At 74.6% G+C, this 25939-nt stretch carries 20 protein-coding genes and 1 riboswitch; of the genes, 10 read left to right on the forward strand and 10 right to left on the reverse strand.

Annotated elements, in window-relative coordinates; translation table 11 throughout:
- Positions 1-47 precede the first annotated feature (47 nt).
- The 5 genes from FHU37_RS09295 to FHU37_RS09315 all read left to right on the forward strand — a co-directional run bounded on the left by FHU37_RS09295 (position 48) and on the right by FHU37_RS09315 (position 5391).
- On the forward strand, positions 48-305 hold the full coding sequence (locus tag FHU37_RS09295; RefSeq protein ID WP_179813746.1) for a hypothetical protein: 258 nt from the start codon (positions 48-50) through the stop codon (positions 303-305).
- Entirely contained in the window at positions 302-1543 is a 1242-nt protein-coding gene (locus FHU37_RS09300; protein ID WP_179813747.1) for a beta-ketoacyl-[acyl-carrier-protein] synthase family protein, read from the forward strand. Before FHU37_RS09295 ends, FHU37_RS09300 begins: the two co-directional genes overlap by 4 nt.
- Positions 1544-1830: 287 nt before the next feature.
- On the forward strand, positions 1831-2637 hold the full coding sequence (locus tag FHU37_RS09305) for an AfsR/SARP family transcriptional regulator (protein ID WP_312892515.1): 807 nt from the start codon (positions 1831-1833) through the stop codon (positions 2635-2637).
- A 108-nt stretch (positions 2638-2745) separates the two neighbouring features.
- Entirely contained in the window at positions 2746-4623 is a 1878-nt protein-coding gene (locus FHU37_RS09310) for a glycoside hydrolase family 3 protein (RefSeq protein ID WP_246449714.1), read from the forward strand.
- Between the two features lie 189 nt (positions 4624-4812).
- Positions 4813-5391 (forward strand): maleylpyruvate isomerase N-terminal domain-containing protein, encoded by a 579-nt coding sequence (locus tag FHU37_RS09315; RefSeq protein ID WP_246449717.1) that lies wholly within the window; start codon positions 4813-4815, stop codon positions 5389-5391.
- 113 nt (positions 5392-5504) lie between these two features.
- Here the strand turns inward: FHU37_RS09315 and FHU37_RS09320 are convergent, their stop codons facing one another.
- The 4 genes from FHU37_RS09320 to FHU37_RS09335 all read right to left on the reverse strand — a co-directional run bounded on the left by FHU37_RS09320 (position 5505) and on the right by FHU37_RS09335 (position 11583).
- Positions 5505-7616, reverse strand: coding sequence for an ArnT family glycosyltransferase (locus tag FHU37_RS09320; protein ID WP_179813749.1), 2112 nt, complete (start codon positions 7614-7616; stop codon positions 5505-5507).
- Positions 7613-9079: a bifunctional glycosyltransferase family 2/GtrA family protein gene (locus FHU37_RS09325; RefSeq protein WP_179813750.1), complete on the reverse strand. Its 1467-nt coding sequence runs from the start codon at positions 9077-9079 to the stop codon at positions 7613-7615. Before FHU37_RS09325 ends, FHU37_RS09320 begins: the two co-directional genes overlap by 4 nt.
- A 105-nt stretch (positions 9080-9184) precedes the next feature.
- The gene (locus tag FHU37_RS09330) at positions 9185-10777 is read right to left on the reverse strand and encodes a sensor histidine kinase (RefSeq protein ID WP_218904367.1); all 1593 of its coding nucleotides are present in this window, start codon (positions 10775-10777) and stop codon (positions 9185-9187) included.
- A 2-nt stretch (positions 10778-10779) separates the two neighbouring features.
- Positions 10780-11583 carry a response regulator transcription factor gene (locus FHU37_RS09335; protein ID WP_179813751.1) on the reverse strand — a complete coding sequence of 268 codons (804 nt, stop codon included), beginning with the start codon at positions 11581-11583 and terminating at the stop codon, positions 10780-10782.
- Between the two features lie 271 nt (positions 11584-11854).
- Between FHU37_RS09335 and FHU37_RS09340 the strand changes: the two genes are divergently transcribed.
- The gene (locus FHU37_RS09340; protein WP_218903983.1) at positions 11855-13600 is read left to right on the forward strand and encodes a bifunctional metallophosphatase/5'-nucleotidase; all 1746 of its coding nucleotides are present in this window, start codon (positions 11855-11857) and stop codon (positions 13598-13600) included.
- A 124-nt stretch (positions 13601-13724) separates the two neighbouring features.
- On the opposite strand, the gene FHU37_RS09345 is transcribed toward FHU37_RS09340, so the two are convergent.
- Together FHU37_RS09345 and aceA are read right to left on the reverse strand one after the other, a co-directional pair.
- A complete protein-coding gene (locus tag FHU37_RS09345; protein WP_179813753.1) occupies positions 13725-15197 on the reverse strand; it encodes a transglycosylase family protein in 1473 nt (490 codons plus the stop codon).
- A 7-nt stretch (positions 15198-15204) separates the two neighbouring features.
- Positions 15205-15373: riboswitch (cyclic di-AMP (ydaO/yuaA leader) on the reverse strand.
- Between the two features lie 1064 nt (positions 15374-16437).
- On the reverse strand, positions 16438-17733 hold the full coding sequence (gene aceA / locus FHU37_RS09350; RefSeq protein ID WP_179813754.1) for an isocitrate lyase: 1296 nt from the start codon (positions 17731-17733) through the stop codon (positions 16438-16440).
- 224 nt (positions 17734-17957) lie between these two features.
- On the opposite strand from aceA, the gene FHU37_RS09355 reads away from it, so the two are divergent.
- On the forward strand, positions 17958-19520 hold the full coding sequence (locus FHU37_RS09355; RefSeq protein WP_179813756.1) for a helix-turn-helix domain-containing protein: 1563 nt from the start codon (positions 17958-17960) through the stop codon (positions 19518-19520).
- A gap of 36 nt (positions 19521-19556) precedes the next feature.
- On the opposite strand, the gene FHU37_RS09360 is transcribed toward FHU37_RS09355, so the two are convergent.
- The 3 genes from FHU37_RS09360 to FHU37_RS09370 form a co-directional block, all read right to left on the reverse strand.
- Entirely contained in the window at positions 19557-19751 is a 195-nt protein-coding gene (locus FHU37_RS09360) for a hypothetical protein (RefSeq protein WP_179813757.1), read from the reverse strand.
- A 138-nt stretch (positions 19752-19889) separates the two neighbouring features.
- Positions 19890-22448, reverse strand: a complete 2559-nt coding sequence (locus FHU37_RS09365; RefSeq protein ID WP_179813758.1) for an ABC transporter permease — start codon at positions 22446-22448, stop codon at positions 19890-19892.
- A 15-nt stretch (positions 22449-22463) separates the two neighbouring features.
- Complete coding sequence (locus FHU37_RS09370; RefSeq protein ID WP_179813759.1) at positions 22464-23249, reverse strand: ABC transporter ATP-binding protein; 786 nt, start codon at positions 23247-23249, stop codon at positions 22464-22466.
- Between the two features lie 459 nt (positions 23250-23708).
- On the opposite strand from FHU37_RS09370, the gene FHU37_RS09375 reads away from it, so the two are divergent.
- Together FHU37_RS09375 and FHU37_RS09380 are read left to right on the forward strand one after the other, a co-directional pair.
- A complete protein-coding gene (locus FHU37_RS09375; RefSeq protein WP_179813760.1) occupies positions 23709-24302 on the forward strand; it encodes an N-acetylmuramoyl-L-alanine amidase in 594 nt (197 codons plus the stop codon).
- 143 nt (positions 24303-24445) lie between these two features.
- Positions 24446-24667 carry a hypothetical protein gene (locus FHU37_RS09380; RefSeq protein WP_179813761.1) on the forward strand — a complete coding sequence of 74 codons (222 nt, stop codon included), beginning with the start codon at positions 24446-24448 and terminating at the stop codon, positions 24665-24667.
- Positions 24668-24750: 83 nt separating this feature from the next.
- Here FHU37_RS09380 and FHU37_RS09385 read toward each other — a convergent pair whose 3' ends face one another.
- Positions 24751-25239 carry an Lrp/AsnC family transcriptional regulator gene (locus FHU37_RS09385; protein WP_179813762.1) on the reverse strand — a complete coding sequence of 163 codons (489 nt, stop codon included), beginning with the start codon at positions 25237-25239 and terminating at the stop codon, positions 24751-24753.
- A 93-nt stretch (positions 25240-25332) separates the two neighbouring features.
- Between FHU37_RS09385 and FHU37_RS09390 the strand changes: the two genes are divergently transcribed.
- Positions 25333-25905, forward strand: a complete 573-nt coding sequence (locus FHU37_RS09390) for a rhodanese-like domain-containing protein (protein WP_179813763.1) — start codon at positions 25333-25335, stop codon at positions 25903-25905.
- Positions 25906-25939: the final 34 nt, after the last annotated feature.

A 25939-nucleotide genomic window follows, 5' to 3' on the forward strand; every position in this document is an offset into this window, starting at 1 on the left:
GCGGCCCCCGGGGGGCGCCGCCCAACGTATGAATAGAGGGGGAATCTGTGAACGATCTACACGACCGTCTCACATCGGTGCTCGCCGATGACCTCCCGACGACCGTCGCGGCGACGATGCCGGACAATCCCCTGCGCACCCGAACGCATCGGACGGGCGCGGCGCTCACGCATGCGACCGCCCGACCGGCTTTTCTGACCGAACTGGAGTTCGGTGGTGTGCCGGTCGCGGACGGAACCTCCTCCACGACCACCTCACAGGCGACCGGCCACCTGCTCGTGGCCAAGAGAGCGGGGACTCGATGACCACCGGCACCTCAGCGGGCAAGATCGATATCGCCGTCACCGGACTGGGTCTGGTCAGCGCGGCGGGAATCGGCGTCGAGGCCACCTGGCAGCGGCTGCTGGCGGGCGAACCCACCGCGGCGAAGGACGAGAACCTGGCCGGCCTTCCGGTCGACTTCTCCTGCCGCGTTCCGGAATTCGACGCCGACGCGCACTTCGGCCGGGCGCTCTCCCGGCGCATCGCGCGCTTCACCCAGATCGCCATGATCGCGGCCCGCGAGGCGGTCGCGGACGCCGGCCTGGACCACACCTCCTGGGACGGCGCCCGGGTCGGCGTGGTGATCGGCAACACCATGGGCGGCACCGAGGCGTTCGAGTCGCAGCACGTGACGCTGATGGACAAGGGCCCGTCCCGGATGTCCCCGATGGTGATCCCGCTGATCTGCGTGAACATGGTCGCCGGCAACATCTCCATCGACCTCGGCGCCACCGGGCCGAGCTGGGTCACCTCGACGGCCTGCGCCTCCGGGGCGACCGCCATCGGCACGGCGCAGGACCTGCTGCGCTCGGGAGCCTGCGACATCGTGATCGCCGGCGGCACCGAGGCCGTGCTGGTGCCGACCATCATCGGCGGCTTCGCCCGGATGGGCGCGCTGTCCAAGCGGGTGGAGGACCCGGCGCGGGCGTCGCGGCCGTTCGACGTGGACCGCGACGGGTTCGTGGCCGGCGAGGGCGCGGGGGTGCTGGTGCTGGAACGCGCCTCGGACGCCCGGGCCCGCGGGGCGCGCACGCGTGCGCTGCTCGCCGGCTTCGGCGCCTCCTCCGACGCCCACCACCCGACCTCCCCTGAGCCGGAGGGGCGCGGCGCCGAGCGGGCCATGCGGGCCGCGCTGGCGGCGGCGGACATCGCGCCGCACGAGGTGGCGCACGTCAACGCGCACGGCACCTCCACGCCGCTGAACGACGCCGCGGAGAGCGCCATGGTGCGGCGGGTCATCGGGGAGGGCGCGGCGGTCACCTCGGTCAAGGGTGTTCTCGGTCACACCCTCGGCGCGGCCGGGGCGATCGAGGCGGTCTGCAGCGTGCTCGCCGTCGAGCGCGGCGAGGTGCCGCCGACGGCGAACCTGGAGAGCCAGGACCCGGCGGTGCAGCTGGACGTGGTGACCAAGCAGCCGCGGGAGATGAAGGTTCCGGTTGCCGTGAGCAACTCCTTCGGATTCGGCGGACAGAATGCCGTGCTGGTTTTCACCTCGGCCTGACACGGCAGCGCGCCGCCGACAGTCGGCGCGGTGAACAGAAGCGGGCGCGGTCGTTGGTTTTGCATAAGCCGGCGACCGCGCTCGCCAATAGGTGTTTCTCCGCTCCCCCAGATCCACCAGGCGATCCCGCACTTCACCCCTCCGGCACGCCCCGGCATGCGGAGCTCAAATGAACCTCAGAAAACCTCAGAGGAACCTTGGAATTAATGTGCGCGACTCCCACGCGTCATGCCTGATCGGGTAGAGTTGCGTCGAACCGGGCGTGACGACCAGTTCGAGGGGGAAGTGTGAAGTATCATGTTCTGGGCTCGCTGGTAGTACATTCGACGAGTCCCATAGACCTCCCACGCGCACCCAAGCAGCGGCAGGTGCTCGCCGCCCTCCTGTTAGGCGCCAACCGCTTGGTGACCAATTCCTCGCTCTGCCGGGAATTATGGGAGGGGGAACCACCGCAGAGCGCGACGGCGACACTCCAGACCTACATCGCACAGATCCGGCGTTTCCTGGCGTCCTGCTCGGGGCAGCGTCTGACCGAGGTCATGCGCAACGTCCTGATCACCGAGCCGGGCGGCTACGTGCTCCGCGTCCCGCCGGGCAAGCTCGACCTGTACGACTTCGAGCGGTACCTCGCCGGCGGCCGCGCCGCCCTCGCCCAGGGCGAGCTGGAGATCGCGGTCACCCACTTCCGCAACGCGGTGAACCTGTGGACGGGTTCCCCGCTGGAGAACGTGCACCACGGCACCGTCCTGGAGGCGCAGGTCCGCCGCCTGGAGGAACTCCGCCTCGGCGCCGCCGAGGACCTCTACGACCTCGAACTGCGACTCGGCAACCACCAGCGGATTCTGGCCGACCTCACCGAGCTCGCCTGGCAGAACCCGCTCCACGAGAACCTGCACGCCCTGCTGATGGCGGCGCTCTACATGAGCGGTCGCCGCTCCGACGCGCTGATCGCCTTCCACGCGCTGCGCGGTCGGCTCGCCGAGGAGCTCGGGCTCGACCCGTCCCCCCGGCTGATCAGCCTGCAACACGCGATCCTCAACCACGAGGGCGACCCGCTGGCCACGCGTCCCGAGGTCAAGGTCGTCGCCCGGTGACCGGCGTCCCCGCCCACGGCCGGTAGCGCAACCGCACGCATCAGGTGCCGAAACGTTTCCTCCGGGGTATGCACCGTCTGACCACGGCCCCGCCGCCCGGAGGTAACGATGCAGCAGCCGCCCGCCATGGGCCGCCGCCAGGCGACCCGCCTGCTCACCGCGGCGGCGCTCGCCGCCGGCACCGCCGCCCCCGCGGCCGCCGCCGTACGGTCCGGCAACGGAGCCGGGCCGGAGGCGACGGCCCTGCACGCGCTGCGCCGGCTCAGTCTGGAGGAGAAGGTCGGCCAGCTCTTCGCCACCTTCGTGCACGGTGACCGGGTCGGCAGCACCGACCCCGCCGCCATCGCGGCCAACCAGGCCGTGCACGGCGTGCCCGGCGCGGCGGAGCTCATCGAGCGCTACCACCCCGGCGGGATCATCTACTTCACCTGGACCTCCAGTCTCATCTCCCCCACGCAGATCGCCCGCCTCTCGGCCGACCTCCAGGACCTGGCCCGGGGCTCCTCCTCCCGGCTGCCCCTGCTCATCGCCGTCGACCAGGAGTACGGCCCGGTGCGCCGCATCGGCCCACCGGCCACCCAGTTCCCGGGCGCCATGGCGCTCGGCGCCGGGCGGGACCCGGAGCTCGCGCGCGCGGCCGCCGAGGTCGCCGGCACCGAACTGACGGCCATGGGGATCAACCAGGTCTTCGCCCCGGTGGGCGACGTCAACGCCGACCCGACGAACCCGGTGATCGGCGTCCGCTCCTTCGGCGAGGAACCGGCGCTGGTGACCGACATGGTCATCGCCCAGCTCGCCGGCTTCCGCCGCGCCGGCCTCGCGGCCGCGGTGAAGCACTTCCCGGGGCACGGCGACACCGCCGTGGACAGCCACACCGGTCTGCCGGAGGTCACCCACACCCGCCCGGAGTGGGAGCGGCTGGACGCCCCGCCGTTCCGGGCCGCCATCCGGGCGGGCACCGACGTCATCATGACCGGGCACCTGCGCGTCCCCCACCTCGACCCCTCCGGCACCCCGGCGACCCTCTCCCGCCCCGTGCTCACCGGCCTGCTCCGCGAGGAGCTCGGCTACTCCGGGGTGATCGCCACCGACGCCCTGGACATGGGCGCCATCCGGCAGCACTACGCGGACGCCGAGGTGCCCGTGCTCGCCCTCGAAGCAGGCGCCGACCTGCTGCTGATGCCGCCGAACACCGCCGTGGCCTTCGACGCCGTGCTCGCCGCGGTACGCCAGGGCCGCCTGACCGAGGAGCGCGTCGACGCCTCCGTTCTGCGCCTGCTGCGGCTCAAGGCCGCGCGTGGGCTGCTGGACGCCGCGCCCACCCCTCCCGGGCGGATCGAACGGATCGTCGGCGCGCCCGCCCACCTGCGCACCGCGAGCCGCGTGGCCGACCGGGCCACCACCGTGCTGCACGACGCCGGCGACGTGCTCCCGCTCGCCGCCGGCGGCGGAGCACTCCTGGTCACCGGCTGGAACGGGGCTCCGCCGGCGTCCGGCGGGGACGACGGCCAGACCCCTGGCCAGCCCGCGCCGGTCCCCGCCCCCACCCCCTACACACCCCGCCCGGTGACCACCCTCGGGGCCGAGTGCGCCCGCCGCGGCAACCCGGTCGAGGTCCTGTGGACCGATCCCGCACCGACGCCCGCCCAGATCGACGCGGCCACCGCCGCCGCCGGCCGCGCCGACACCGTGCTGGTGGTCACCAACCGCGCCTGGTCCGGGCCGGAGCAGCGCTCCCTGGTGGCCGCCCTGGTGGCCACCGGCCGCCCGGTGATCGCCGTGGCCGTCCGCGACCCCTATGACGCCGGCGCCCTCGCCGGCACCGCCGCCTTCCTGGCCACCTACTCCGACGCCGACGTCTCGATGGCCGCCGCCGCCCGGGTGCTGTTCGGCGAGATCCCGGCCGCCGGGCGGCTGCCGGTCACCGTGCCGGCGACCGGCCCGGGAACCAGCGGCTACCCGTTCGGCCACGGCCTCACCGGCTGACCCCTCCGCGCCGTCGCTCCCACCACCCGTCCAGGACGACCGGCACCGGCCCGAGTGCCTACCGGGGGACGACCGGGCGTCCGGCGAGCGCCGCCTCCCCCTGACGGCGTGCCTGCCTGAGCGCCGCCCCCGCGCCCGCCCCGCCGCCCCGGTGCGGGCGCCGGGGGCCGGGGACTACCATTCCCCGGCATGCGCCGCATGGACCACCGGGACGTCGACCAGGCCGTGGCCGAGATGACGCGCGTCCTCCACCCGCACCACGCGCTGGACTGGTCCGTGCCGGCCGGTCCGCTGGAGTGGAGCTGCTGGACGACGGCCGCCCATGTCGCACACGACCTGCTCGCCTACGCCGGTCAGCTGGCGGCTCGGCCCGCCGACGCCTATCTCCCCTTCGACCTCGCCGTCCACCCGGACGCCCCGCCGCACGAGGTGCTCCGGGTGGTCCGCGCCTGCGCGGGACTGCTGAGCGCCGCGCTGGCCACGGCGGACCCGGGCACGCGGGCCTGGCACTGGGGGCCGTGCGACCCCACGGGCTTCGCCGCGATGGGCGTCGCCGAGATCCTCCTGCACACCCACGACATCACCCGGGGCCTCGCGGTGCCGTGGACGCCGCCGGCGGCGCCGTGCGCGGCGGTGCTCGACCGCCTCTTCCCCGACGCCCCGCCCGGCGATCCGGTCCCGGTCCTGCTGTGGTGCACCGGCCGCGGCGATCTGGACGGCCGTCCGCGCCGCACCTCGTGGGTCTGGCGGGCGGCACTGCCCGACTGAGCCGCCCCTCCGCCCCCGCCCCTCCGCCCCGGCTCCGCCACGGCTGCCGCCGGGGAGGAGGCGGAGCCGTGGCGGACCTTCCCGGGCCGGCGGGCACCCGCCGGCCCACCGCTTCAGTGGGTGGTGTCCGCCGCGGGCCGGGTGAGGTCGTACAGGGTGGTGCCCTGCACGGTGTGGGCGGTGTAGTTGCCCACCACCCAGTCGGTGATCTGCTGGGAGGCCGACTCGCCGGAGCCCATCGGCATGGACCAGCCGCCGGCGATGAAGTAGTGGATCTCACCGGCGAGCACCAGCCGCTGGAACTGCTCCAGGGTGGGTGAGGGGTCGGTCCCGTTGAAGCCGCCGACGGCCATCACCGGTTCGCCGGTGGCCAACTGGTAACCGGAGGCGCTGTTGGAACCGACCGTGGCCGCGACCCAGGTGTAGGCGTCGCTGTCGGCCGACAGCAGTTCGGTGACCTGGGTGTTCGGTTCGCTGCCGGTCACCAGCCAGCCGAAGTCCCGCGCGGCCGGGCCACCGGCTCCGCCGCCGGGTGCTCCCCCGCCGGCCGCCCCGGGCCACCCGCCGGCGGGCGCGGCGGCCACCACCGCCGGCCCGGCAGTGGGCATGGAGCCGGTGTGTGGCTCGGCGACGGTGACCAGCGTGTAGCCGGCCGGACCGGCCAGCACGGCGAGCAGGGCGGCCACCGCGGCGCCCCGGCCGACCGGGGCCGGCAGTCGGCCACCGGCGACCAGGAGCAGCGCGGCCGGCACGCCGACGGCGGGCACCACGACGCCCAGCCAGGGCTGCCAGTCGGGGACCCGGCCGAGCAGCACGGCGGACCACACCACCGTCAGCAGCGCCGTCCCGCCGAGCACCCCCGCCGCCACCGGGTGGTGGCGGCGCCGCCACAGCAGCGCGGTTCCGCAGCCGACCAGGGCGGCGACCGCCGGCGCCAGGGCGACGGTGTAGTAGGCGTGGAAGATGCCGGCCATGTAGCTGAAGAGGACGGCGGTGGTCAGCAGCCATCCACCCCACACCAGCAGGGCGGCGCGGAGCGGGTCGGTGCGCGGCGCCCGGCGGGTCAGCCACACCCCCACGGCGAGGGCGACCAGTGCGGCCGGCAGCAGCCAGGCGATCTGCCCGCCGAGCTGGACGCCGAAGAGCCGGGTGGGTCCGGTCTCGCCGCCCCACAGCGCGGAGGCGCCCGACCAGCCGGCGGTGGCGGCCCCGCTCTCGGTGCCGTTCAGCCGGCCCAGGCCGTTGTAGCCGAGGGCGAGCTCCAGGACGCTGTTGCCGCGGGAGCCCCCGATGTAGGGGCGGTACTGGGCCGGCGTCAGCTCCACGACCGCCACCCACCACCCGGCCGAGGCGACGACGGCGAGGCCGGCCAGCAGCAGTTGCCCGATCCGGCGGCCGAGCCGGGGCGGCCCGGCGACCAGGTAGGCCAGCGCGAAGGCGGGCAGCACCACGAAGGCCTGGAGCATCTTGGTGAGGAAGGCGACGCCGATCAGCGCGCCGGCGAGGACCAGCCACCCCGTCCGGCCGGCCTCGACGGCGCGCAGCACGGCGTAGGCGGCGCAGGTGAGCAGGAGCACCAGCAGCGCGTCCGGGTTGTTGAACCGGAACATCAGCGCCGCCACCGGGGTGAGGGCGAGGGCGGCGCCGGCGAGCAGGCCCGCTCCCGGCCCGAGCCGGCGCCGCACGGCGGCGTACAGCACGGCGACGGTGGCGGCCCCCTCCAGGGCCTGCGGGACGAGCAGGCTCCAGGAGCTGAGTCCGAAGAGCCGGGCGGAGAGCTCCATCACCCACAGCGAGGCCGGGGTCTTGTCCACGGTGATGGATCCGGCCGCGTCCGAGGAGCCGAAGAAGAAGGCCGTCCAGCTCTCGGTGCCGGCCTGCACCGCCGCGGAGTAGAAGGAGTTGGCCCAGCCCGAGGCGCCGAGGCCCCACAGGTAGAGCACGGCGGTGGCCGTGACCAGTGCCAGCACGGCGGGGCGGACCCAGCGGGGATCCTCCGGGCGCCCCCGCCACAGCCGCGCGGGCGCGCGGAGGGCGAGCGCCCGCAGGCGCGGGCGGGTGGCCCCCCCGCCCGGGCGGGGACCACCCGGGCGGGGGCCGTCCGCCTCCCCGGCCGGGGAACCGACCGGGTCGGCGGGCGGTGCGGGGGACGCCGCAGCCGTGACGGGCTGCTCGGCGCCGTCGGCCGCCGGGGGCGGACCGGCGGTGGGGGTCAGGGAGGTCATGCGGGGATCCTCGGATCGGTCTCGTCGTGGCGCGCGGGGGCGCACGCCGTGCGGGAGCGGGCGGCCTCGCGCGGGGGCAGCGGGCAGGAGCCGTCCTCCAGGTGCGTGGCCCGGGGCGTCCGCAGCGCGGAGGCGAGCGCGTCGTCGTCGGGCGGGGTGGAGGCGGCGGCCGGGCGTCGGGGGGCGTCGCGACGCGGGAACACCCAGGCTCGGAACAGCAGGAAGCGCAGCAGGGTGGCGACCAGGTTGGCGATCACCAACAGGGTGAGCTCCACGCCCCGGCCGGGGTCGTCCGCCGCGGCGTCCAGCGCCCACAGGGTTCCACTGGTCAGGGCCAGTCCGAGCAGGAACACCACCAGTCCCTGGGCCTGGTGCCGCACCACCCTGCGCCGGCCGCGCACCCCGAAGGTGAGCCGGCGGTTGGCCGCCGTGTTGGCGAGCGCGGTGAGCAGCAGGGCGGCGGCGTTCGCCAGCTGCGCCCCGGCCGGCCCGCGCAGCAGGAGGTAGAGCAGCAGGTAGGCGAGGGTGCTGGCGATCCCCACCCCGGCGAACCGGAGGAGCTGTCCGGCCAGAGCGCCGGGCAGCCCGGCGGCGTCGGCCCCTGGTGGGTGCCCGGTGCCCGGGAGGGCGTCCGGGCGGCGCAGGGCGGCCAGGGGGAGGCGCCCGCCGGCGAGCGCCCGGCCGAGGCGGGCGATGCCCCGCAGGTCCGCGAGGGCGGTGGCGACGATGTCGACCCGGCTGTCCGGGTCGTCCACCCAGTCGACCGGGACCTCGTGGATGCGCAGCCCGGCCCGTTCGGCCAGGACGAGCATCTCGGTGTCGAAGAACCACCCGGTGTCCTCGACCATGGGCAGCAGCCGCTCGGCGACGTCCTTGCGGACGGCCTTGAACCCGCACTGGGCGTCGGAGAAGCCGGCCGCCAGGGTGGAGCGGAGGATGAGGTTGTAGCAGCGCGAGATCACCTCGCGCTTGGCGCCGCGCACCACGCGGGAGCCGCGGGAGAGGCGGCTGCCGATGGCCAGGTCGCTGTGACCGGAGATCAGCGGTGCCACCAGCGGCAGCAGGGCGGCCAGGTCGGTGGACAGGTCCACGTCCATGTAGGCCAGGACGGGGGCGTCGGACTGGCTCCAGGTGGCGCGGAGCGCGCGGCCCCGGCCCTTCTCGGGCAGGTGGACGGCGCGGACCTCGGGGAACTGCTCGGCGAGTTCGGCGGCCACCCGGGCGGTGCCGTCGGTGCTGGCGTTGTCCGCGACGGTGATGCGGAACGGGTAGGGGAACGTGGCGGTCAGGTACCGGTGCAGCCGGCGCACACAGGGCCCGAGGTCGGTCTCCTCGTTGTAGACCGGGACCACCACGTCCAGGACGCAGGTGTGGCCGGCGGTGGCGAGGGGCCGGCGCTCGGGGAGGACGGGGAGGTCCTGCTCGCTGGGCGTCGGCGCCGATGTCGGCGGAAGCGTCTTCATGATCCCGAAGGTCCCCGGGCAGTCTGTCCGGTCCGTGTGACCCGCCTGTGCACTGGCTGTGAATCCGCGCCGGGAGGCATGGACCCGGGCGTGTCGGTTCCGCGCTCAGCCGCGGGAGTGCGCCGCGCCCGCTCCGTCCGGCCGCGCCGGGGCGCCCCGGCCCGGTGGTCGGCGGGGGTCGGGAGCGCCCTGGAGGACGGCCGCGCGCCGCGCCGGGCGGGGCGGCGCGGCGGGCAGGTACACGGTGAAGGCGGTGCGGCCCGGCCGGCTGGTGACCTCGGCGTGGCCGCCGTGCGCGTGCACCACGGCGGCCACGATGGACAGCCCGAGGCCGGTGCTGCCGGCGGCCCTGGAGCGGGAGGAGTCGGCGCGGGCGAAGCGCTCGAAGACGTGTGGCAGCAGGTCGGCGGGGATGCCCGGGCCGTCGTCGGCCACCCGCAGCATGACCTCCCCGGCGCGGCCGATCACCTCGGTGGTCACCCGGGTGCCCGGGGGCGTGTGGCTGCGCGCGTTGCCGAGGAGGTTGGCCAGCACCTGGTGCAGCCGGGTGGCGTCGCCGAGCACGGTGACCGGGCAGCCGGGCCCGGGCAGCTCCAGGCGCCACTCCCGGTCGGGTGCGGCGGCGTGGGCGTCGCCGACCGCGTCGGCGGCGAGCCGGGCCAGGTCGACCTCCTCGCGTTCCAGCGGGCGTCCGGCGTCCAGCCGGGCGAGCAGCAGGAGGTCCTCCACCAGGGAGGTCATCCGGGCGGCCTCGGACTCGATCCGGCACAGGGCGTGCGTGGTGCGCGGGCCGATCCGCTCGTCGCCCCGCCGGGTCAGCTGGGCGTAGCCGGAGATGGCGGCGAGCGGGGTGCGCAGTTCGTGACTGGCGTCGGCGACGAACCGGCGCACCCGCAGCTCGCTGGCGTGGCGGGCGGTCAGCGCGGCGCCCACGTGGTCGAGCAGCCGGTTGAGGGCGGCGCCCACCTGTCCGACCTCGGTCTCCGGATCGGTGTAGATGAAGGGGACGCGGGCGAGGTCGGCGACCTCGCCGCGGTCCAGGCGCAGCTGGGTGACGCCGACGGCGGTGGCGGCCACCCGGCGCAGCGGGCGCAGGGCGCGGCGGATGATGGAGTCCCCGGCGAAGCCGGCGCCGATCAGGCCGGTGAGGATGAGCAGCACCTCCACGGCGGCCAGCCGGTTCACCGTCGAGCGGACGGCGTCCATGGACAGTCCGGTGATCACGACGTCGCCGTCCGCGGTGCGCACCGCCTGGACCCGGTACTCGCCGAGGTCCTCCAGGGTGCGGGTGTGGGCGCGGCCGTCGACGGGCACGTGCAGCAGTGGCGCGGCGACCTCCGCGGGGACGTTCTGCGGTGTGCCGGCGCCGTCGAGGACCGCGGCGTCCTGGAGCACGCCGTCGCTGATCCGGGCCCCGAGGGTCTCCGCGGCCTGTCCCGGCACCAGCAGGAAGTTGACCCCCTCGTCGAGCTTGTGGTCGGTGCCGCGCCAGGCCGGCGGGCTGCCGCCGGCGGCCACCAGGGAGCGGTCCGCGGCGGCGGCGAGCTGCGCGTCGAGCCGGCCGGCCAGGAAGGCGTTGAGCGCGACGGTGGTGACCAGGCCGATGGTCGCGCAGACGGCCGCGAGCAGGGCACAGGTGGCGGCGACCAGCCGGATGCGCAGGCTTCGCCCCGGGCGGCGGGCCATGGCGTACCTCATGGTCACCCGGGCGTGTCGGTGGCGGGTTTGAGCACGTATCCGGCGCCGCGCATGGTGTGGATCATCGGCGGGCGGCCGGCGTCGATCTTCCGCCGCAGGTACGAGATGTACAGCTCGACGACGTTGGCCCGGCCGCCGAAGTCGTAGGACCAGACGCGGTCCAGGATCTGCGCCTTGCTCAGCACCCGGCGCGGGTTGCGCATCATGTACCGCAGCAGTTCGAACTCGGTGGCGGTGAGCCGGATCGGCTCGCCGCCGCGGTGCGCCTCCCGGCTGTCCTCGTCCAGGGTGAGATCGCCGACGACCAGCAGGGAGCCGCCGGAGCGGGGCGCGACGGCGCCGGAGCGGCGCAGCAGGCCGCGCAGCCGGGCGACCACCTCCTCCAGGCTGAAGGGCTTGGTGACGTAGTCGTCGCCCCCGGCGGTGAGGCCGGCGATGCGGTCCTCGACGGCGTCGCGCGCGGTGAGGAAGAGCACCGGCAGGTCGGGGCACTCGCGGCGCAGCCGGCGCAGTACCTCCAGGCCGGTCATGTCCGGCAGCATGACGTCCAGGACGACGACGTCCGGGCGCAGCCGGCGGACCTGTCGCAGGGCGCCGGTGCCGTCGGCCGCCGACCGGACCTCCCAGCCCTCGTAGCGCAGGGCCATGGTGAGCAGTTCGGCGAGCGCCTCCTCGTCGTCCACCACCAGGGCGCGCACCGGGCTGCCGTCGGGGTGGCGCAGGTCCGGTGGGGTGGCGTGCGCCACCCCGACGGAGGGGCCGCCGGGGGCGTGCGGGTCGGGAGTGGTGGACGTGCTCAGGAGCATGCTCCGGATCGTGTCGGCCTCGCCTGAGGATCAACTGAGAGCTGACTATGAATAAGCTATGAGTTACGGCACGAGGGTTGCCAGCGTGCGCCGGGCGCGTCGGGGGGTTTCCGAAGAATTCACCTGCGCGCCACGCGTGGGGCTTCCCGACCGTCAGGATGGGGGCCAGACTGCCCTGCGGGGAGCCGCGCCCGCCCGAGGCGCACCCCCCGTGACCCGCCGTCATCGCGGTCACCACCGTCGTCCTGACCCATTCGAGGAGAGCCTGATCGTGCCCCACAGTCCCTTCCATCGCCGCGCTTCTACGCGCGTCGCCACGGTGGCGGTCACCGCGCTGGCGCTGGCCGCGGGCGTCGCCGCCCCGGCCGCCGCGCACGGCGGCGACCAGCGGTGGCCGTCGAGGACGACCGAACTGCGGCTCATCGCCTTCAACGACCTGCACGGCCAGCTGGAGCCCGGCGCGAGCTCCTCCACCGGCCGCGTGACGCTCTCCGACGGCTCCACCGTGTGGGCCGGCGGGGCGGCCTACCTGGCCACCCACGTGCGGAACCTGCGTCAGGAGGCCGACAACTCCCTGGTGCTGTCGGTGGGCGACAACATCGGGGCCTCCCCGCTGCCCTCGGCGCTGTTCCACGACGAGCCCACCGTGGCCTTCATGAACGACCTCGGCGTGGCCGCCTCGGCCATCGGCAACCACGAGCTGGACGAGGGCTTCGCCGAGCTGCGGCGGATCCAGGACGGCGGCTGCCACCCGGTGGACGGCTGCCAGTTCGAGGACGGGTACGAGGGCGCGGACTTCCCGTACCTCGGCGCCAACATGACCTGGGAGGAGACCGGCCGGGCGGCCGTGGCGCCGTACACGGTGCGCCACGTCAAGGGCGTCCCGGTGGGGATCATCGGCCTGCCGCTGCGCGGCATGGACACCCTGGTCGCGGCGGACGGCATCGCCGGGCTGGAGTTCGGTGACGAGGTCGAGGCGATCGACCGGGCGGCCCGGCAGCTGGACCGCCGGGGGGTGCGCAGCATCGTGGTGCTGCTGCACCAGGGCGACAACACCGAGGGCGGCGGCCCGTCCGACTGCGCCACGCTGCCCGGCCCGGCCCGCGCCATCGCCGAGGAGTCCTCCCCGCTGGTGGACGTCTTCTTCACCGGCCACAGCCACCAGCAGTACACCTGCACGGTCGAGGACCCGGCCGGCGACCCGCGGCCGATGGTGCAGGGCGCCTCGGCCGGCCGGCTGCTGTCGGTCGTGGACCTGACCATCGACCGCCGCACCCGGGACGTGGTCCGCGAGGCCACCGTGGCGTTCAACCACGTGGTCACCCGCGACGTCACGCCCGACCCCCGGGCGCAGGCGCTGGTGGACCGCGCCGTCGCGGACTCCGCGCCGATCTCCAACGCGCCGGTGGGCACGGTCGCCGAGAGCCTCACCCGGACCGCGGCGCCGTCCGGCGAGTCCCCGCTGGGCAGCGTGATCGCCGACGCCCAGCTGGCGGCCACCCGGGGCGCCGGGGCGCAGATCGCGATGACCAACCCCGGCGGTGTGCGCACCGACATCGACTACGCCTCCTCCCCCGCGCAGGAGGGCGACGGCGTGGTGACCTACGGCGAGACCTACGCCGTGCAGCCGTTCGCCAACATCCTGCAGACGATCACGCTGACCGGCGCGCAGCTGGACGCCGTGCTGGAGCAGCAGTGGCAGCCGCAGCCGAACGGCACGGTGGCCCAGCGCATCCTCCAGGTGTCCGCGAACCTGCACTACACCTGGTCGCGGTCGGCGCCGCTGGGCGCCAGGGTCTCGGGGATCACCGTCGACGGCGTGCCGGTGGCCGCCGACCAGACCTACCGGGTGACCGTGAACAACTTCCTCACCGGCGGCGGCGACGGGTTCTCGGAGCTCACCCGGGGGACCGACCTGGTCGGCGGGATGATCGACCTGGACGCGCTCATCGCCTACCTGGGCGCCAACCCGGGCCTGACCGCGCCGGCCGCGGACCGCATCACGGTGACCAACTGATCCGCGCCGCCCGCGCGCCGAGCGCGCGGGCGGGACGCACGACGGCGGCCGGCGCACCCCCTGCTCGGGGGTGCGCCGGCCGCCGTGTGTCACGCGCGGGCGCGTCGGTGGTGCGCCGAGGGCGTCAGATGGTGACGCCGTGGCCGGCCAGCCACGCCACCGGGTCCACGTCCGAACCGTAGTTCGGGCTGGTCCGGATCTCGAAGTGGAGGTGCGGGCCGGTGGAGTTGCCGGTGGAGCCGGACAGACCGATCTGGTCGCCGGCGCCGACCTGCTGCCCGGCGCTCACCGCGAGCGAGGACAGGTGGGCGTACTGGCTGAAGGTGCCGTCGCCGTGGTCGATGACGACCTGGTTGCCGTAGGCGCCGTCGTAGGCGGCGGAGACCACGGTGCCGGAGGCGACCGCCTGCACCGGGGTGCCGGTCGGCACGGCGAAGTCCTGGCCGGTGTGGTAGCCGCTGGACCAGCCGCCGGCCTGGCCGTAGTAGGCCGACAGGGTGTAGCCCTCGACCGGGCGGACGTAGCTCGCGGAGGACTCGGCGGCCGGGGACTCGGCGGAGGCCGCCGGGGTGGAGGTCTCCGCGGCGGTCTGGGCGACCTCCTCGCGGGACTCGTCCCGGGAGGAGCGGTCGGCGCTGTCCGCCTGGGCGGCCTCCAGCGCGGCCCGGGCGGCGCTCAGCTGGTCGGCGGTGACGCCGGAGGTGTCCAGGGACAGCTCCTGGCCGACCGAGATGGCCGCCGGGTCGCCACCGAGGACGTCCTGGTTGGCGGCGTACAGGGCGGCCCAGCCGCCGTCCACGCCGTGGTCCTCGGCGATGGAGGCCAGCGTCTCGCCGCGCTGCACGGTGTGCGCGGCGGGCTGCTCCTCGGCGACGTCCTCCTGGGCGGCCGAGCCACCGAGGGTGAGCTGCTGGCCGGGGTAGATCAGGTTCGGGTCGGAGCCCACGACGTCCCGGTTGGCCTCGTAGAGGGCCTTCCAGCCGCCCGCCACGCCATTGCCCTCGGCGATCAGCGACAGGGTGTCGCCGGAGACCACCTCGTAGCTACCGGCGCTGCCGGCCGGCGCCGAGGTCTCCGGGGCCGCCGCGGCCTCGGTACGGGTCTCCTCGCGGGAGGCGCGGCCGGAGTCGGTCGTCTCCTCCGGCTGGGGAGCCGGGGCGGCCTCCTCGGCGGCGTCCGAGGACTCCTCGGTGCCGAACACCGGAGCCGGGCCGCCGGCGGTCAGGCCGGCCTCGACGGAGCAGACCGGCCAGGCGCCGGGCCCCTGCACGGCCAGGACCTTCTCGGCGATGGTGATCTGCTGCTCCTTGGTCGCCAGGTCGGCGCGCGGAGCGTACTCGAGACCGCCGAACTCCTCCCAGGTGGACTGGGTGAACTGCAGACCACCGTAGAAGCCGTTGCCGGTGTTGATCTGCCAGTTGTTGGTGGACTCGCACGCGGCGACCCGGTCCCAGGTCTCCACGCTGGCGGCGCTGGCCTGGCCGGCCCCGACGAGGGGCAGCGCGACGCCGGCACCAGCGCTGACGGCGGTGACGATGGCGATGCGCGTCTGGTTGATCCGACGGCGCCGGTGGCGCCCCTTTCCGGACAGCAGCATGTACTCGTGTTCCTCTCCACCGCCTGCGAGGTGAGCTGTCGGGTTCGGGCTGGAGATGGAACGTGCCCGGCCGAGTCACGAATCCGTGACGCGACTTCACCCCAAGCCGCCTTCCGTGGAAGGCGGCGTACCACCTGGTTCCCCCGCTCCTGCCTTTCGGGTGTCGTTACCGGTTCCCGTCGATTCCGGCGGCAGGACTCGGCGTGCCGGAGGACGGGGTCCGCTGAAGCGAACGACGAGAACCGTAAACAGCGATCACCAAAGATCACAACCCGGTGAAATGTATTGCACATCACATGCCCGGAAATCGTTGACGGGCCGTGTATGGTGTGCCACCACACCATCAGAAATGTCCCTTTTGACCTCTTCCGTCAGCAATTGGAATGAGATGGCGGTCACTTCCGTCGGGGCGCACGCCGCCGACCAAAGAGGGATTCGTCACGGCCCCAGCCGGCCCGCCCACCGCCCGAAACAGGGGCATGTGTACCGATATGAGGCCCATCACGCCCGCCGCGACGACCCGCGCGACCGGCCACGAGCCCCCCGCACGCGACCGCGCCGACCCCCCGCGCCGGGGCCGACCTCCCCGCCCCTCCCCCACCCGACCCCCTCCCCCGGCAACCCGGGGGAAGCCCGATCGGATTTCCGTCATCCCTCCCGGAGGGCGCACAGAAAGGGGCCCGCAATTCCGATGATCACGGTACGATCACGCGCGCGACACCAAGGGAACGCCGCCCGATTCGCAGGCGGTCGGCATTCATCGGACCGTGCCCGACATTCCGTCAGCTGATATCCCGTCCGCCGCCGACGCGCCCCCACTCCCCCGCGCACGCATCCCCCCGCGCCCCCGCCGCACTCACCCCCTCCCCGCCACCCGGGCCCACAGCCCGCGAGTGAGCCGAAGGGCCCGCCGGTGTCTGGACTGAGGAGGAGCAAGCGGAAGGAGGAACGACTGGAGCGCAGCCGACGACGAGGGGCCCCTCCTCGCCGAAGGCGGGCGAGGAGGGCGAAGACACCGGCAAGAGGGCCCGTAGGTGAGCGAGCCAAACAAGCGGAGACGCCGGGGCGCGACCGCACCGCGCCCCGGCGTCCGGCAGGTGTCCGCCCTGCCCCGGCGGACCCTGCGTTCAGGGGGTCCCCCCGCCGTCCCGCGCGGGGGGCGCGGGGACGGCGGGCCGTCGCGTGAGGGTGCCGCGACGGCGGCGGGGGACGCCCGTGGTCCCGATCCGACCGGCGGGGGTCAGTGGAACTGGCCCTCCTCGGTGGAGCCGCGCAGCGCGACGGTCTCCGAGGCGGGGTTGATGGCCGTGCTCACCGCGTCGAAGTAGCCGGTGCCGACCTCGGCCTGGTGCTTGACCGCCGTGTAGCCGGCGGCCTCCGCGGCGAACTCCGCCTGCTGGAGGCGCACGTAGGCCGCCATGCCCTCCTCCGCGTAGCCCCGGGCCAGCTCGAACATGGAGTGGTTGAGGGCGTGGAAGCCGGCGAGCGTGACGAACTGGAACTTGTAGCCCATGGCGCCGAGCTCCTTCTGGAAGCGGGCGATGCTGTCCGCGTCCAGGTGCGCCTGCCAGTTGAACGACGGCGAGCAGTTGTAGGCGAGCATCTTGCCCGGGTACCGGGCGTGGATGGCCTGGGCGAACTGGCGGGCCTCGAAGAGGTCGGGGGTGGAGGTCTCCACCCACAGCAGGTCCGCGTAGGGCGCGTAGGCCAGGCCGCGGGCGATCACCGCCTCCATGCCGCCGCGGACCCGGTAGAACCCCTCGGCGGTGCGCTGCCCGGTGGTGAAGGGCCGGTCCCGCTCGTCCACGTCGGTGGTGAGCAGCGTGGCCGCCTGGGCGTCGGTCCGGGCGATCAGCAGTGTCGGCACGCCGGCGATGTCGGCGGCGAGCCGGGCCGCGTTGAGCGTACGGACGTGCTGGGAGGTCGGCACCAGGACCTTGCCGCCGAGGTGCCCGCACTTCTTCTCGGAGGCCAGCTGGTCCTCGAAGTGCACGCCGGCCGCGCCGGCGGCGATCATCGCCCGCATCAGCTCGTGGGCGTTGAGCACGCCGCCGAAGCCGGCCTCGGCGTCGGCCACGATGGGCGCGAGCCAGTCGTGCGCGGGGCGCTCGCCGCTCGCCGCGGAGATCTGGTCGGCGCGCAGCAGCGCGTTGTTGATCCGGCGGACCACCTGCGGCACCGAGTTGGCCGGGTACAGGCTCTGGTCCGGGTAGGTCTGGCCGGACAGGTTGGCGTCCGCGGCCACCTGCCAGCCGGAGAGGTAGATCGCCTTCAGGCCGGCCCTGACCTGCTGGACGGCCTGGTTGCCGGTGAGCGCGCCGAGCGCGTGCACGTACTCCTCGTCGCGCAGCAGTTCCCACAGGCGCTGCGCGCCGCGCCGGGCGAGGGTGTGTTCCTCCTGGACGGTCCCGCGCAGCCGGATCACGTCCTCGGCGCTGTACGTCCGCTCGATGCCCTTCCAGCGGGGATCGTTCCGCCATGACTCGGCCAGTTCCGCGGCCTGCGTCCGCGTGGACCGGTCCGTGCTCTGCACCATCTGTGACTCCCTGACGTCGTGTTAGCCGTCCGCCCCCGCACGGAACGGACGGCTGACCGGCGGTGCCGGCACGCCTCCGGGCGCGCACACCGCCCCGAGGCGCGGAGCTCGCGCCGGCCGCACAACCGGGTGGAGCTCCCACTCACGACTGTCCCCGGAAGAATCCCCTTCCTTCAACGGTGAAGGCAGGAGAAGAAACGCGATTCTTCTCCTACAGTGAAAACATGGCCCCGCGAAACGCCTCCGACTCCGACGGAGCGTCCGCTCCCGTCGTGTCCGCCACCCCCGTCCCGTCCGGCGCGCCGAGCGCCCCCGGCCCCGCAGCGGCCACCACCACCTCCTCGGTCGACCCCGACCTGGTGACGCTGGGACACCGCATCCGCCACCTGCGCCGCGCCCGCGGCCTGACCCTGGAGGAGCTCGGCCGCGCCGTCGGCCGGGCGCCGTCCCAGCTGTCCATGCTGGAGAACGGCCGCCGCGAGCCGCGGCTGTCCCTGCTCACCGAGATCGCCGCCGCCCTCGACGTCCCGGTGGCCGAGCTCCTCAGCCCGCGCCCGCCGAGCCGGCGCGACGCCATGGAGATCGCCCTGGAACGCGCCCAGCGCGGCCCGCTCTACCGCTCGCTGGGGCTGCCCGCGGTGAAGGTCGGCCGGCGGCTGCCGTCGGACGTGCTGGAGTCCCTGCTCGGCCTGCACCAGGAGCTGGCGCGACGGGCCAACGAGCAGGCGGCCACCCCGGAGGAGGCCCGGCGGGCCAACGCCGAGCTGCGCGCCGAGATGCGGACGCGGAACAACCACTTCCCGCGGATCGAGGAGGAGGCGCGGCGCGTGCTCCAGGCGGTGGGCCACGACTCCGGGCCGCTGCCGCACGGGGTCATCTCCTCGGTCGCCTCCCACCTGGGGTTCACCCTGCACCGGGTGCCGGACCTGCCGCGCTCCACCCGATCGGTGACGGACCTGCGGCACCGGCGCATCTACCTGCCGCCCGGCGGGCCCACCGATCCGGTGGCCGGCCACGACCCGCGGGCCATCGTGCTGCAGACCCTGGGGCACTTCGTGCTCGGCCACACCGACCCCCGCGGCTACGCGGACTTCCTGCGCCAGCGGGTGGAGGCCAACTACTTCGCGGCGGCCATGCTGATGCCGGAGCGGGCGGCGGTGGACTTCCTCAGCCGGGCGAAGGCCGCCCGGGACATCGCCATCGAGGACTTCCGGGACGTCTTCGGCGTCTCCTACGAGACGGCGGCGCACCGCTTCACCAACCTCGCCACCCACCACCTGGACATCCCGGTCCACTTCATGCGGGTGCACGAGTCCGGCACGATCTACAAGGCGTACGAGAACAACTCGGTGCTCTTCCCCACCGACGCCTCGGGGGCGATCGAGGGCCAGCCCGCCTGCCGTCGCTGGGCGGCCCGGACGATCTTCAACCACCCGGACAAGTACTCGGCGTACTACCAGTACACCGACATGCCGACCGGAACGTACTGGTGCACCACCCGGGCCGAGGTCTCCGCGGACGGCATGTTCTCCGTCAACGTGGGCACCCCGTACGCCTCGGCCAGGTGGTTCCGCGGGCGCGACACCACGGTGCGCACCCGCTCCTCGTGCCCGGACCCGGGCTGCTGCCGGCGCCCCCCGCGGGAGCTGGCGTCCCGTTGGGAGGGTCAGGCCTGGCCGAGCGCCCGGGCCCACTCGCATCTGCTGGCGGCGCTGCCCCCCGGCACCTTCCCGGGGGTCGACGACACCGAGGTGTACGCCTTCCTCGACCGGTACGCGCCCCGGTGACCGGCCGCGCGGCGCCGCCCCGCGGCCGTCGCGGCGTCAGATGTTGAGGCTGGCGAGGAAGCCGGCGACGCCCGTGGCTCCGTCGTTGATCGACGGGGCCACGCTGCTCCCGGCCAGGAAGAAGCCGAAGAGCACCGCCACCAGGGCGTGCCACGGATTCATGCCGCCCCTGCGTATCAGCAGGAACAGGATGATGCCGAAGACCAGGACGGTAGAGATCGTGATGGCCACAGGTCAACTCCTCCTGAGGGAACGCCGAGACGATACAACGCGCGCACCGATACCCTACGGTGCCGCGCGCCCCTCCTGGCGTCCCGTCGCCGGGCGGCGGCGGGACGCAGGAGGGGTGAAGGGGGCGCGGCCCGCGCCTCACTCGTGCGCGATGGCCGCCAGCACGTTCATCCGGGAGGCGCGGCGGGCCGGCAGGATGGCCGCGACCAGCCCCACCACCACCGCCCCGAGCAGCACCACCACGATCGTGCTCCAGGGGACCACCAGGACGTCCACGCCCTGCGTGGCGAGCACCCGCTGGGCCGCCACGCCCCAGACCAGGCCGAGCACCAGGCCGAGCAGCGCGCCGTAGACCGCGATCAGCACCGACTCCAGGCGCACCATACGGCGCACCTGGGGGCGCGAGGTGCCGATCGCGCGCAGCATGCCGATCTCGGTGGTGCGCTCGATCACGGACAGCGCCAGGGTGTTGACCACCCCGAGGATGGCGATGATGATCGCCAGCGCCAGCAGGCCGTAGACCAGGGTGAGGACGCCGTTGATCTGGCCGCTCAGCAGTTCCTTGTACTCGGCCTGGTCGCGCACCTCGACCTGCGGGTAGTCCGCCAGGGCGGCGTCGAGGGCGTCCAGCACCCGGGCGCTGTCGGCTCCGGGCTCGGGCGCGGCCAGGACCAGGAAGTCCTGGCTGCCCGGCACGTACTCGGCCAGGGTGTCCAGCGAGATCATCGGGGCGGTCCCGGTCACCGAGGCGGCCGCGGAGTCCTCCGCGGTGATCGCGCCGATCTCCAGGCGCGCGGTGCGGCCGTCGGGGAAGGTGAGTTCCAGGGTGTCGCCGAGCCCGACGCCGCCGGCCTCGGCGGTCTGGTGGCTGATCACCGCCTGCCCGGCGGCCAGCGCCTCGGCGCCCGAGCCCGCCTGGTACTCGGTGTGCATCGCCTCGTCGTAGTTCGGCGTGACGGCGGTGACCGACACCTCCTCGCGGTAGTCCCCGGCGACGGCGCGGGCGGGCGCGCCGCGGACCTCGGTCACCGTGCCGACGCCCTCCGTCTCGCGCACCCGGTCGGCGACGGCGGCCGGGAACGGGGTGGTGCCGGAGAGGATGTAGTCGGCGCCGACCGCCCGGTCCAGCTGGCCCCCGATGGAGCGTTCCAGCGAGGAGGCGGTGACCGCGATCGCCCCGACCAGCGCCACGCCGATCATCAGGGCGGCGGCGGTGGCTCCGGTGCGCCGGGGGTTGCGCAGCGCGTTGTTGCGGCTCATCCGCCCGACCGTGCCGTAGGTGCGCGGCAGGGCGGCGCCGAGGCCGCGCACGGCCAGGCGGGCGGTGGCGGGTCCGGCCACGACCAGGCCGACCAGGGTGAGCGGGATGCCGACGCCGAGCAGCAGCCCGCCGGTGGTGGTCTCCTCGGCGGTGGTGCCGGCCACCAGCGCGGCCACGCCGCCGGCGAGCAGCACAAGTCCGGCGACGGTGCGGGCCCGTCCGACCGTGGTGGCGGGGGCGCCGGCCTCGCGCAGCGCGGCCATCGGGGAGATCCGCCCGGCGCGGCGGGCCGGGACGTAGGCGGCGATCAGGGTGACCAGGACGCCGACCAGGTAGGCGGCCACCGGGGTGGTCCAGGTGAACACCAGCGAGGCGTCCAGGTTGAGGCCGGCGGACTCCATCAGGGTGCGCAGCAGCACGGCGAGGCCGACGCCGGCCGCGAGTCCGGTGGTGGCCCCGACCACGCCGAGCAGCACCGCCTCGGTGAGCACCGAGCGGTTGACGTCGCCGCGGCCGGCGCCGATCGCCCGCAGCAGGCCGAGTTCCCGGGTGCGCTGGGCCACCAGCATGGAGAAGGTGTTGAAGATGAGGAAGACGCCGACCAGCAGGGAGATGCCGGCGAAGCCCAGCATGGCGTAGCGGACGACGTCCAGGAAGGAGCCGATGCTCTCGGCCGCGGTGGCCGCCTGCTCGTCGGCGGTCCGCACCTCGTACTGGTCGCCGACGGCCGCGGCGATACGTTCCTTCAGATCGGCGTCGGCAACGCCGTCGGCGGCGGCGACCGCGACGGAGGTGAAGACCCCCTGCTCCCCCAGGAGCAGGGCCTGCGCGGTCGCGGTGTCGAAGAAGACCAGCGCGGCGCCGGGGTTGGCGGTGGTGAAGCGCGCCACGCCGACCACCTCGGCCCGCTCCTCGCCGGCCGGGGAGATCACCCGGAGGGTGTCGCCGAGGGCGATGCCGCGGTTGTCGGCGGTGTCCTTGTCGATCACCACCTCGCCGGCCGTTTCGGGGGCGCGTCCGGAGTCCATCACCACGACGTCGTCGGCGGGGTCGTCGCTGGTGTACCAGTTGCCGCCGATGGTGGGGGCGCCGGTGGTGGGGCCGACGGGCTCGCCGGCGTCGTCGACGACGGTCAGCGACTCCACGCTGACGTCGCCCTGGGCCTGGCGGACCCCGTCGACCGCGGCGATCCGGTCCACCAGCTCCGCCGGGACGGTGCTGGGGGTGCCGTAGAAGGAGTCGTTCGCCACCTCCTCGTGGGCGGTGACGGAGACGTCCGGGGAGGTGGAGCGGAAGAGGTTCTCGAAGGTCCGGTTGATGGTGTCGGTGAAGATCAGCGTGCCGGCGACGAAGGCGACGCTGAGCGTGATGGCGAGCGCGGACAGCACCAGCCGCCCGCGGTGGGCGAGGAAGCTGCGGAGGGTGGCCTTGAGCACGTCGTCCCCCGCGCCTCAGCTGGTGCGGTGGGCGGTGTCGAAGCGCTTCATGCGCTCCAGCACCTTCTCGGCGGTGGGGGCGGCCATCTCGTCCACGATCCGGCCGTCGGCCAGGAAGAGCGCGTGGTCGGCGTAGCCGGCGGCGACCGGGTCGTGGGTGACCATCACGATGGTCTGGCCGAGGTCGTCGACGGAGCGGCGCAGGAAGCCGAGGACCTCGGCGCCGGAGCGGGAGTCGAGGTTTCCGGTGGGCTCGTCGCCGAAGACGATGTCGGGGCGGGAGGCCAGGGCGCGGGCGCAGGCGACGCGCTGCTGCTGGCCGCCGGAGAGCTCGGCGGGGCGGTGCTTCAGCCGGCCGGAGAGCCCCACGGTGTCGATCACCTGGTCCAGCCAGGCCGCGTCGGGCTTGCGCCCGGCGATGTCCATGGGGAGCGTGATGTTCTCCAGGGCGGTCAGGGTGGGCAGCAGGTTGAAGGCCTGGAAGATGAAGCCGATCTTGTCCCGGCGCAGCCGGGTGAGCTGCTTGTCCCTCAGCGCGGTGATCTCCGTGTCGCCCACCCACACCTTGCCGGCGGAGGCGGCGTCCAGGCCGGCGAGGCAGTGCATCAGGGTGGACTTCCCGGAGCCCGACGGGCCCATGATGGCGGTGAAGCGGCCGCGCGGGATGGTGACCGTCACCGCGTCGAGGGCGACCACACGGGTGTCGCCCTGGCCGTACGCCTTGGTCAGCGCTTCGGCGCGCGCCGCGGCGCCGTCGACGCGCGCCGGCGCGTGGGCGGCCCACGAGTGAGGCGTCGCCACGTCGATCTCCTTTCCGAGGGGGCGGCTGCCTCGGGCGGGCAACCGTACCGTCTGCGAATCTAGGCGCGCGGCCGGCGTCTTCCCTCGGCCGGCCGGACGAATCCCCACCCCCACCTCGAGTAGGGGAACGCCCTCCCGCCCCGGGTAGGGGGCCGGGCCGGGAGTCATCCCTGAGGCGTAGGCCCGGCGGCGCCGCGCCTCGGGGCCGGCGGCGCGGGGCCGGCGGCGCGGGGCGACGCGGCGGGGCGCGGGTGGTGCGCGGCGGCCCGGCCGCACGACCGCACCACCGCGTGTCGCAACCGACGCGCCGGGCACGGGGCGGCGTGTCGGGGCATTCCCCTGGTGGGCCCCGGCTGTCCCCCGGCTACGCCACGGCGTCGCCCCCGGCCGTCCCACGGTTCCCCGGCCCGGCGCCCTCACCGGGCCTGCTCGCTCCACACGCCCCTGGAGGCGATCCCCATGGCCACCCCGCTGTCCGCCGCCGCGTTCGTCGACGCGTTACGGGCGGAAGGCATCGACGTCGTCGAGGTCGGCGACTGGACCAGTCACAACCGCGATGCGCAGGGACCCTGGGGCCCGGTGTACGGGGTGATGATCCACCACACGGCGACCTCGGGCACCGACGCCACGGTGGCGTTGTGCCGGGACGGGACCTCCAGCCTGCCGGGCCCGCTGTGCCACGGGGTGGTCGCCAAGGACGGCCGGGTGCACCTGGTCGGGTACGGGCGGGCCAACCACGCCGGCGCGGGCGACCCGGACGTGCTGAACGCCGTGATCGCCGAGAGCGACCTGCCCGCCGACGACGAGTCCGGCGCGGACGGCAACGCGCACTTCTACGGCTTCGAGTGCGAGAACCTCGGCGACGGCGAGGACCCCTGGCCGGCCGAGCAGCTCGACGCGATCGAGCGGGCCGCGGCCGCGGTGTGCCGGGCCCACGGCTGGGGCGCCGGCAGCGTGATCGGCCACCTGGAGTGGCAGCCCGGGAAGATCGATCCCCGTGGCTTCGCGATGAGCGACATGCGCGAGCGCGTCGCCGGGCGGCTCGACGGCTGACGGCCCGGCGTCCCCCGTCTCCTCCCCCCTGCCGGCCCCGACCGCCGGCAGCCCTCCCCGTGCGGACCAGCCGCCCTCCGCGGCGGCCGGGCCGTGCCGTCTCCCCGATGGCCGTGTCGCCTCCTCGAAGGGTGTGTACCGAGATGAACAGCAGCTTCCTGCTCGACCTACTGGAACGCGTGGGCTGGACGGCGGCCCAGGCCGGTGTCGGCGTCGTCGCCGCCGAGACCGCCGGTCTGGAGACCTGGTGGGCGGTGCCCATCGCCACCCTGCTGGCCGCGGTGAAGGGCCAGATCGCCACCCGCATCGGCGCCCCGGGCACGGCGGCGACCCTCCCAAGCGGCCGCGACCCGTCGGGGAGCTGAGGCCGCCCGGGGCGGGGCGCGGACGGACGGCGGGTGCCCGGCCGCGCCCCTTCCGGCGCCGGCGGGCGCGCGCGGCCCCCGGGTCAGCGCCCGTCGGGGCGCCGCACCGCGCGGTGCGGCAGGGGGCTGGAGTAGACCACGGAGGTGGTGACCGGCCCGAGGGTGGCGAGCCTGCCGACCACGGCCTCCAGGTGGCGCATGTCGCGGGCCAGCACCTTCACCACGAAGCAGTCCTCACCGGTGACGTGGTGCGCCTCCACCACCTCCGGGGTGACCTCCACCAGGTCGTGGAACGGCTTGTAGTTCCCGGTCGGGTAGCGCAGCCGGACCAGCGCCGTCACGGTCAGGCCCAGGCGTTCCGGATCGACGCGGGCGGTGAACCCGGTGATCGCCCCGCTCTCCTCCAGTCGGCGCACACGCTCGGTGACGGCGCTGGCGGACATGGCCACCTCGCGGGCGAGGTCGGCCCAGCTGACCCGGCCTTCGCGCTGGAGCACGGCGAGGATGCGCCAGTCGGTGTCGTCCAGCTCAGGGGCGGGCCTGCGTGGGCCCGCGGGGTTTTCGACGGTCATCGGCCATTCATTCCGTGGAATGCCCCGGCAAGGCGGGCCCACACCGTGGAACACCCCTGGGGCGGTTACGCAGAGCCACATAATCTTGATCACATGACGACGACCACCATCGCACAGCGGTCCGGCGCCACCCCCAGCGCCCCCATGTCCACCCCCTGCGCCTCCCCGGCCGAGGCCGCCGCCCACTTCGCGGCCAAGCTGGCCTTCGCCACCGACGTCTCCGACGTGCACGCCGCGCTCGCCGCCGGGGCGGACGACTTCGTCCTGCTGGACTCGCGCTCCCGGGCCGCCTGGGAGCAGGGGCACGTGCCCGGCGCCGTGCACCTGCCGAGCGCCGAGATCCCGCGGCGCGCCGCCGAGCTGCTCGACGTGAACGTGCCGGTGGTGACCTACTGCTGGGGTCCCGGGTGCGACGGCGCGGCCCGCGCGGCGCTGGCCCTGGCCCGGCTCGGCTACCGGGTCAAGGAGATGATCGGCGGCATCGAGTACTGGCTCCGCGAGGGTTTCGCGGTCCAGACGGCCTCCGGCGCCGTGCGGCGGGCGGCGGACCCGCTGACCGCCCCGGTCTCCGGCGGACTCGCCACCGCCGCGGCGCGGACGGTGGAGTTCGAGGCGGTCGGCGACGGCGCGGTCTGCGACCTCACCGGGCCGTCCTGCGGCTGCTGAACCGCCGGCCGCCCCGCCCCCGGGCGGGGCGGCC

This window comes from Allostreptomyces psammosilenae, from assembly GCF_013407765.1.
Taxonomy (GTDB): Bacteria; Actinomycetota; Actinomycetes; order Streptomycetales; family Streptomycetaceae; genus Allostreptomyces; species Allostreptomyces psammosilenae.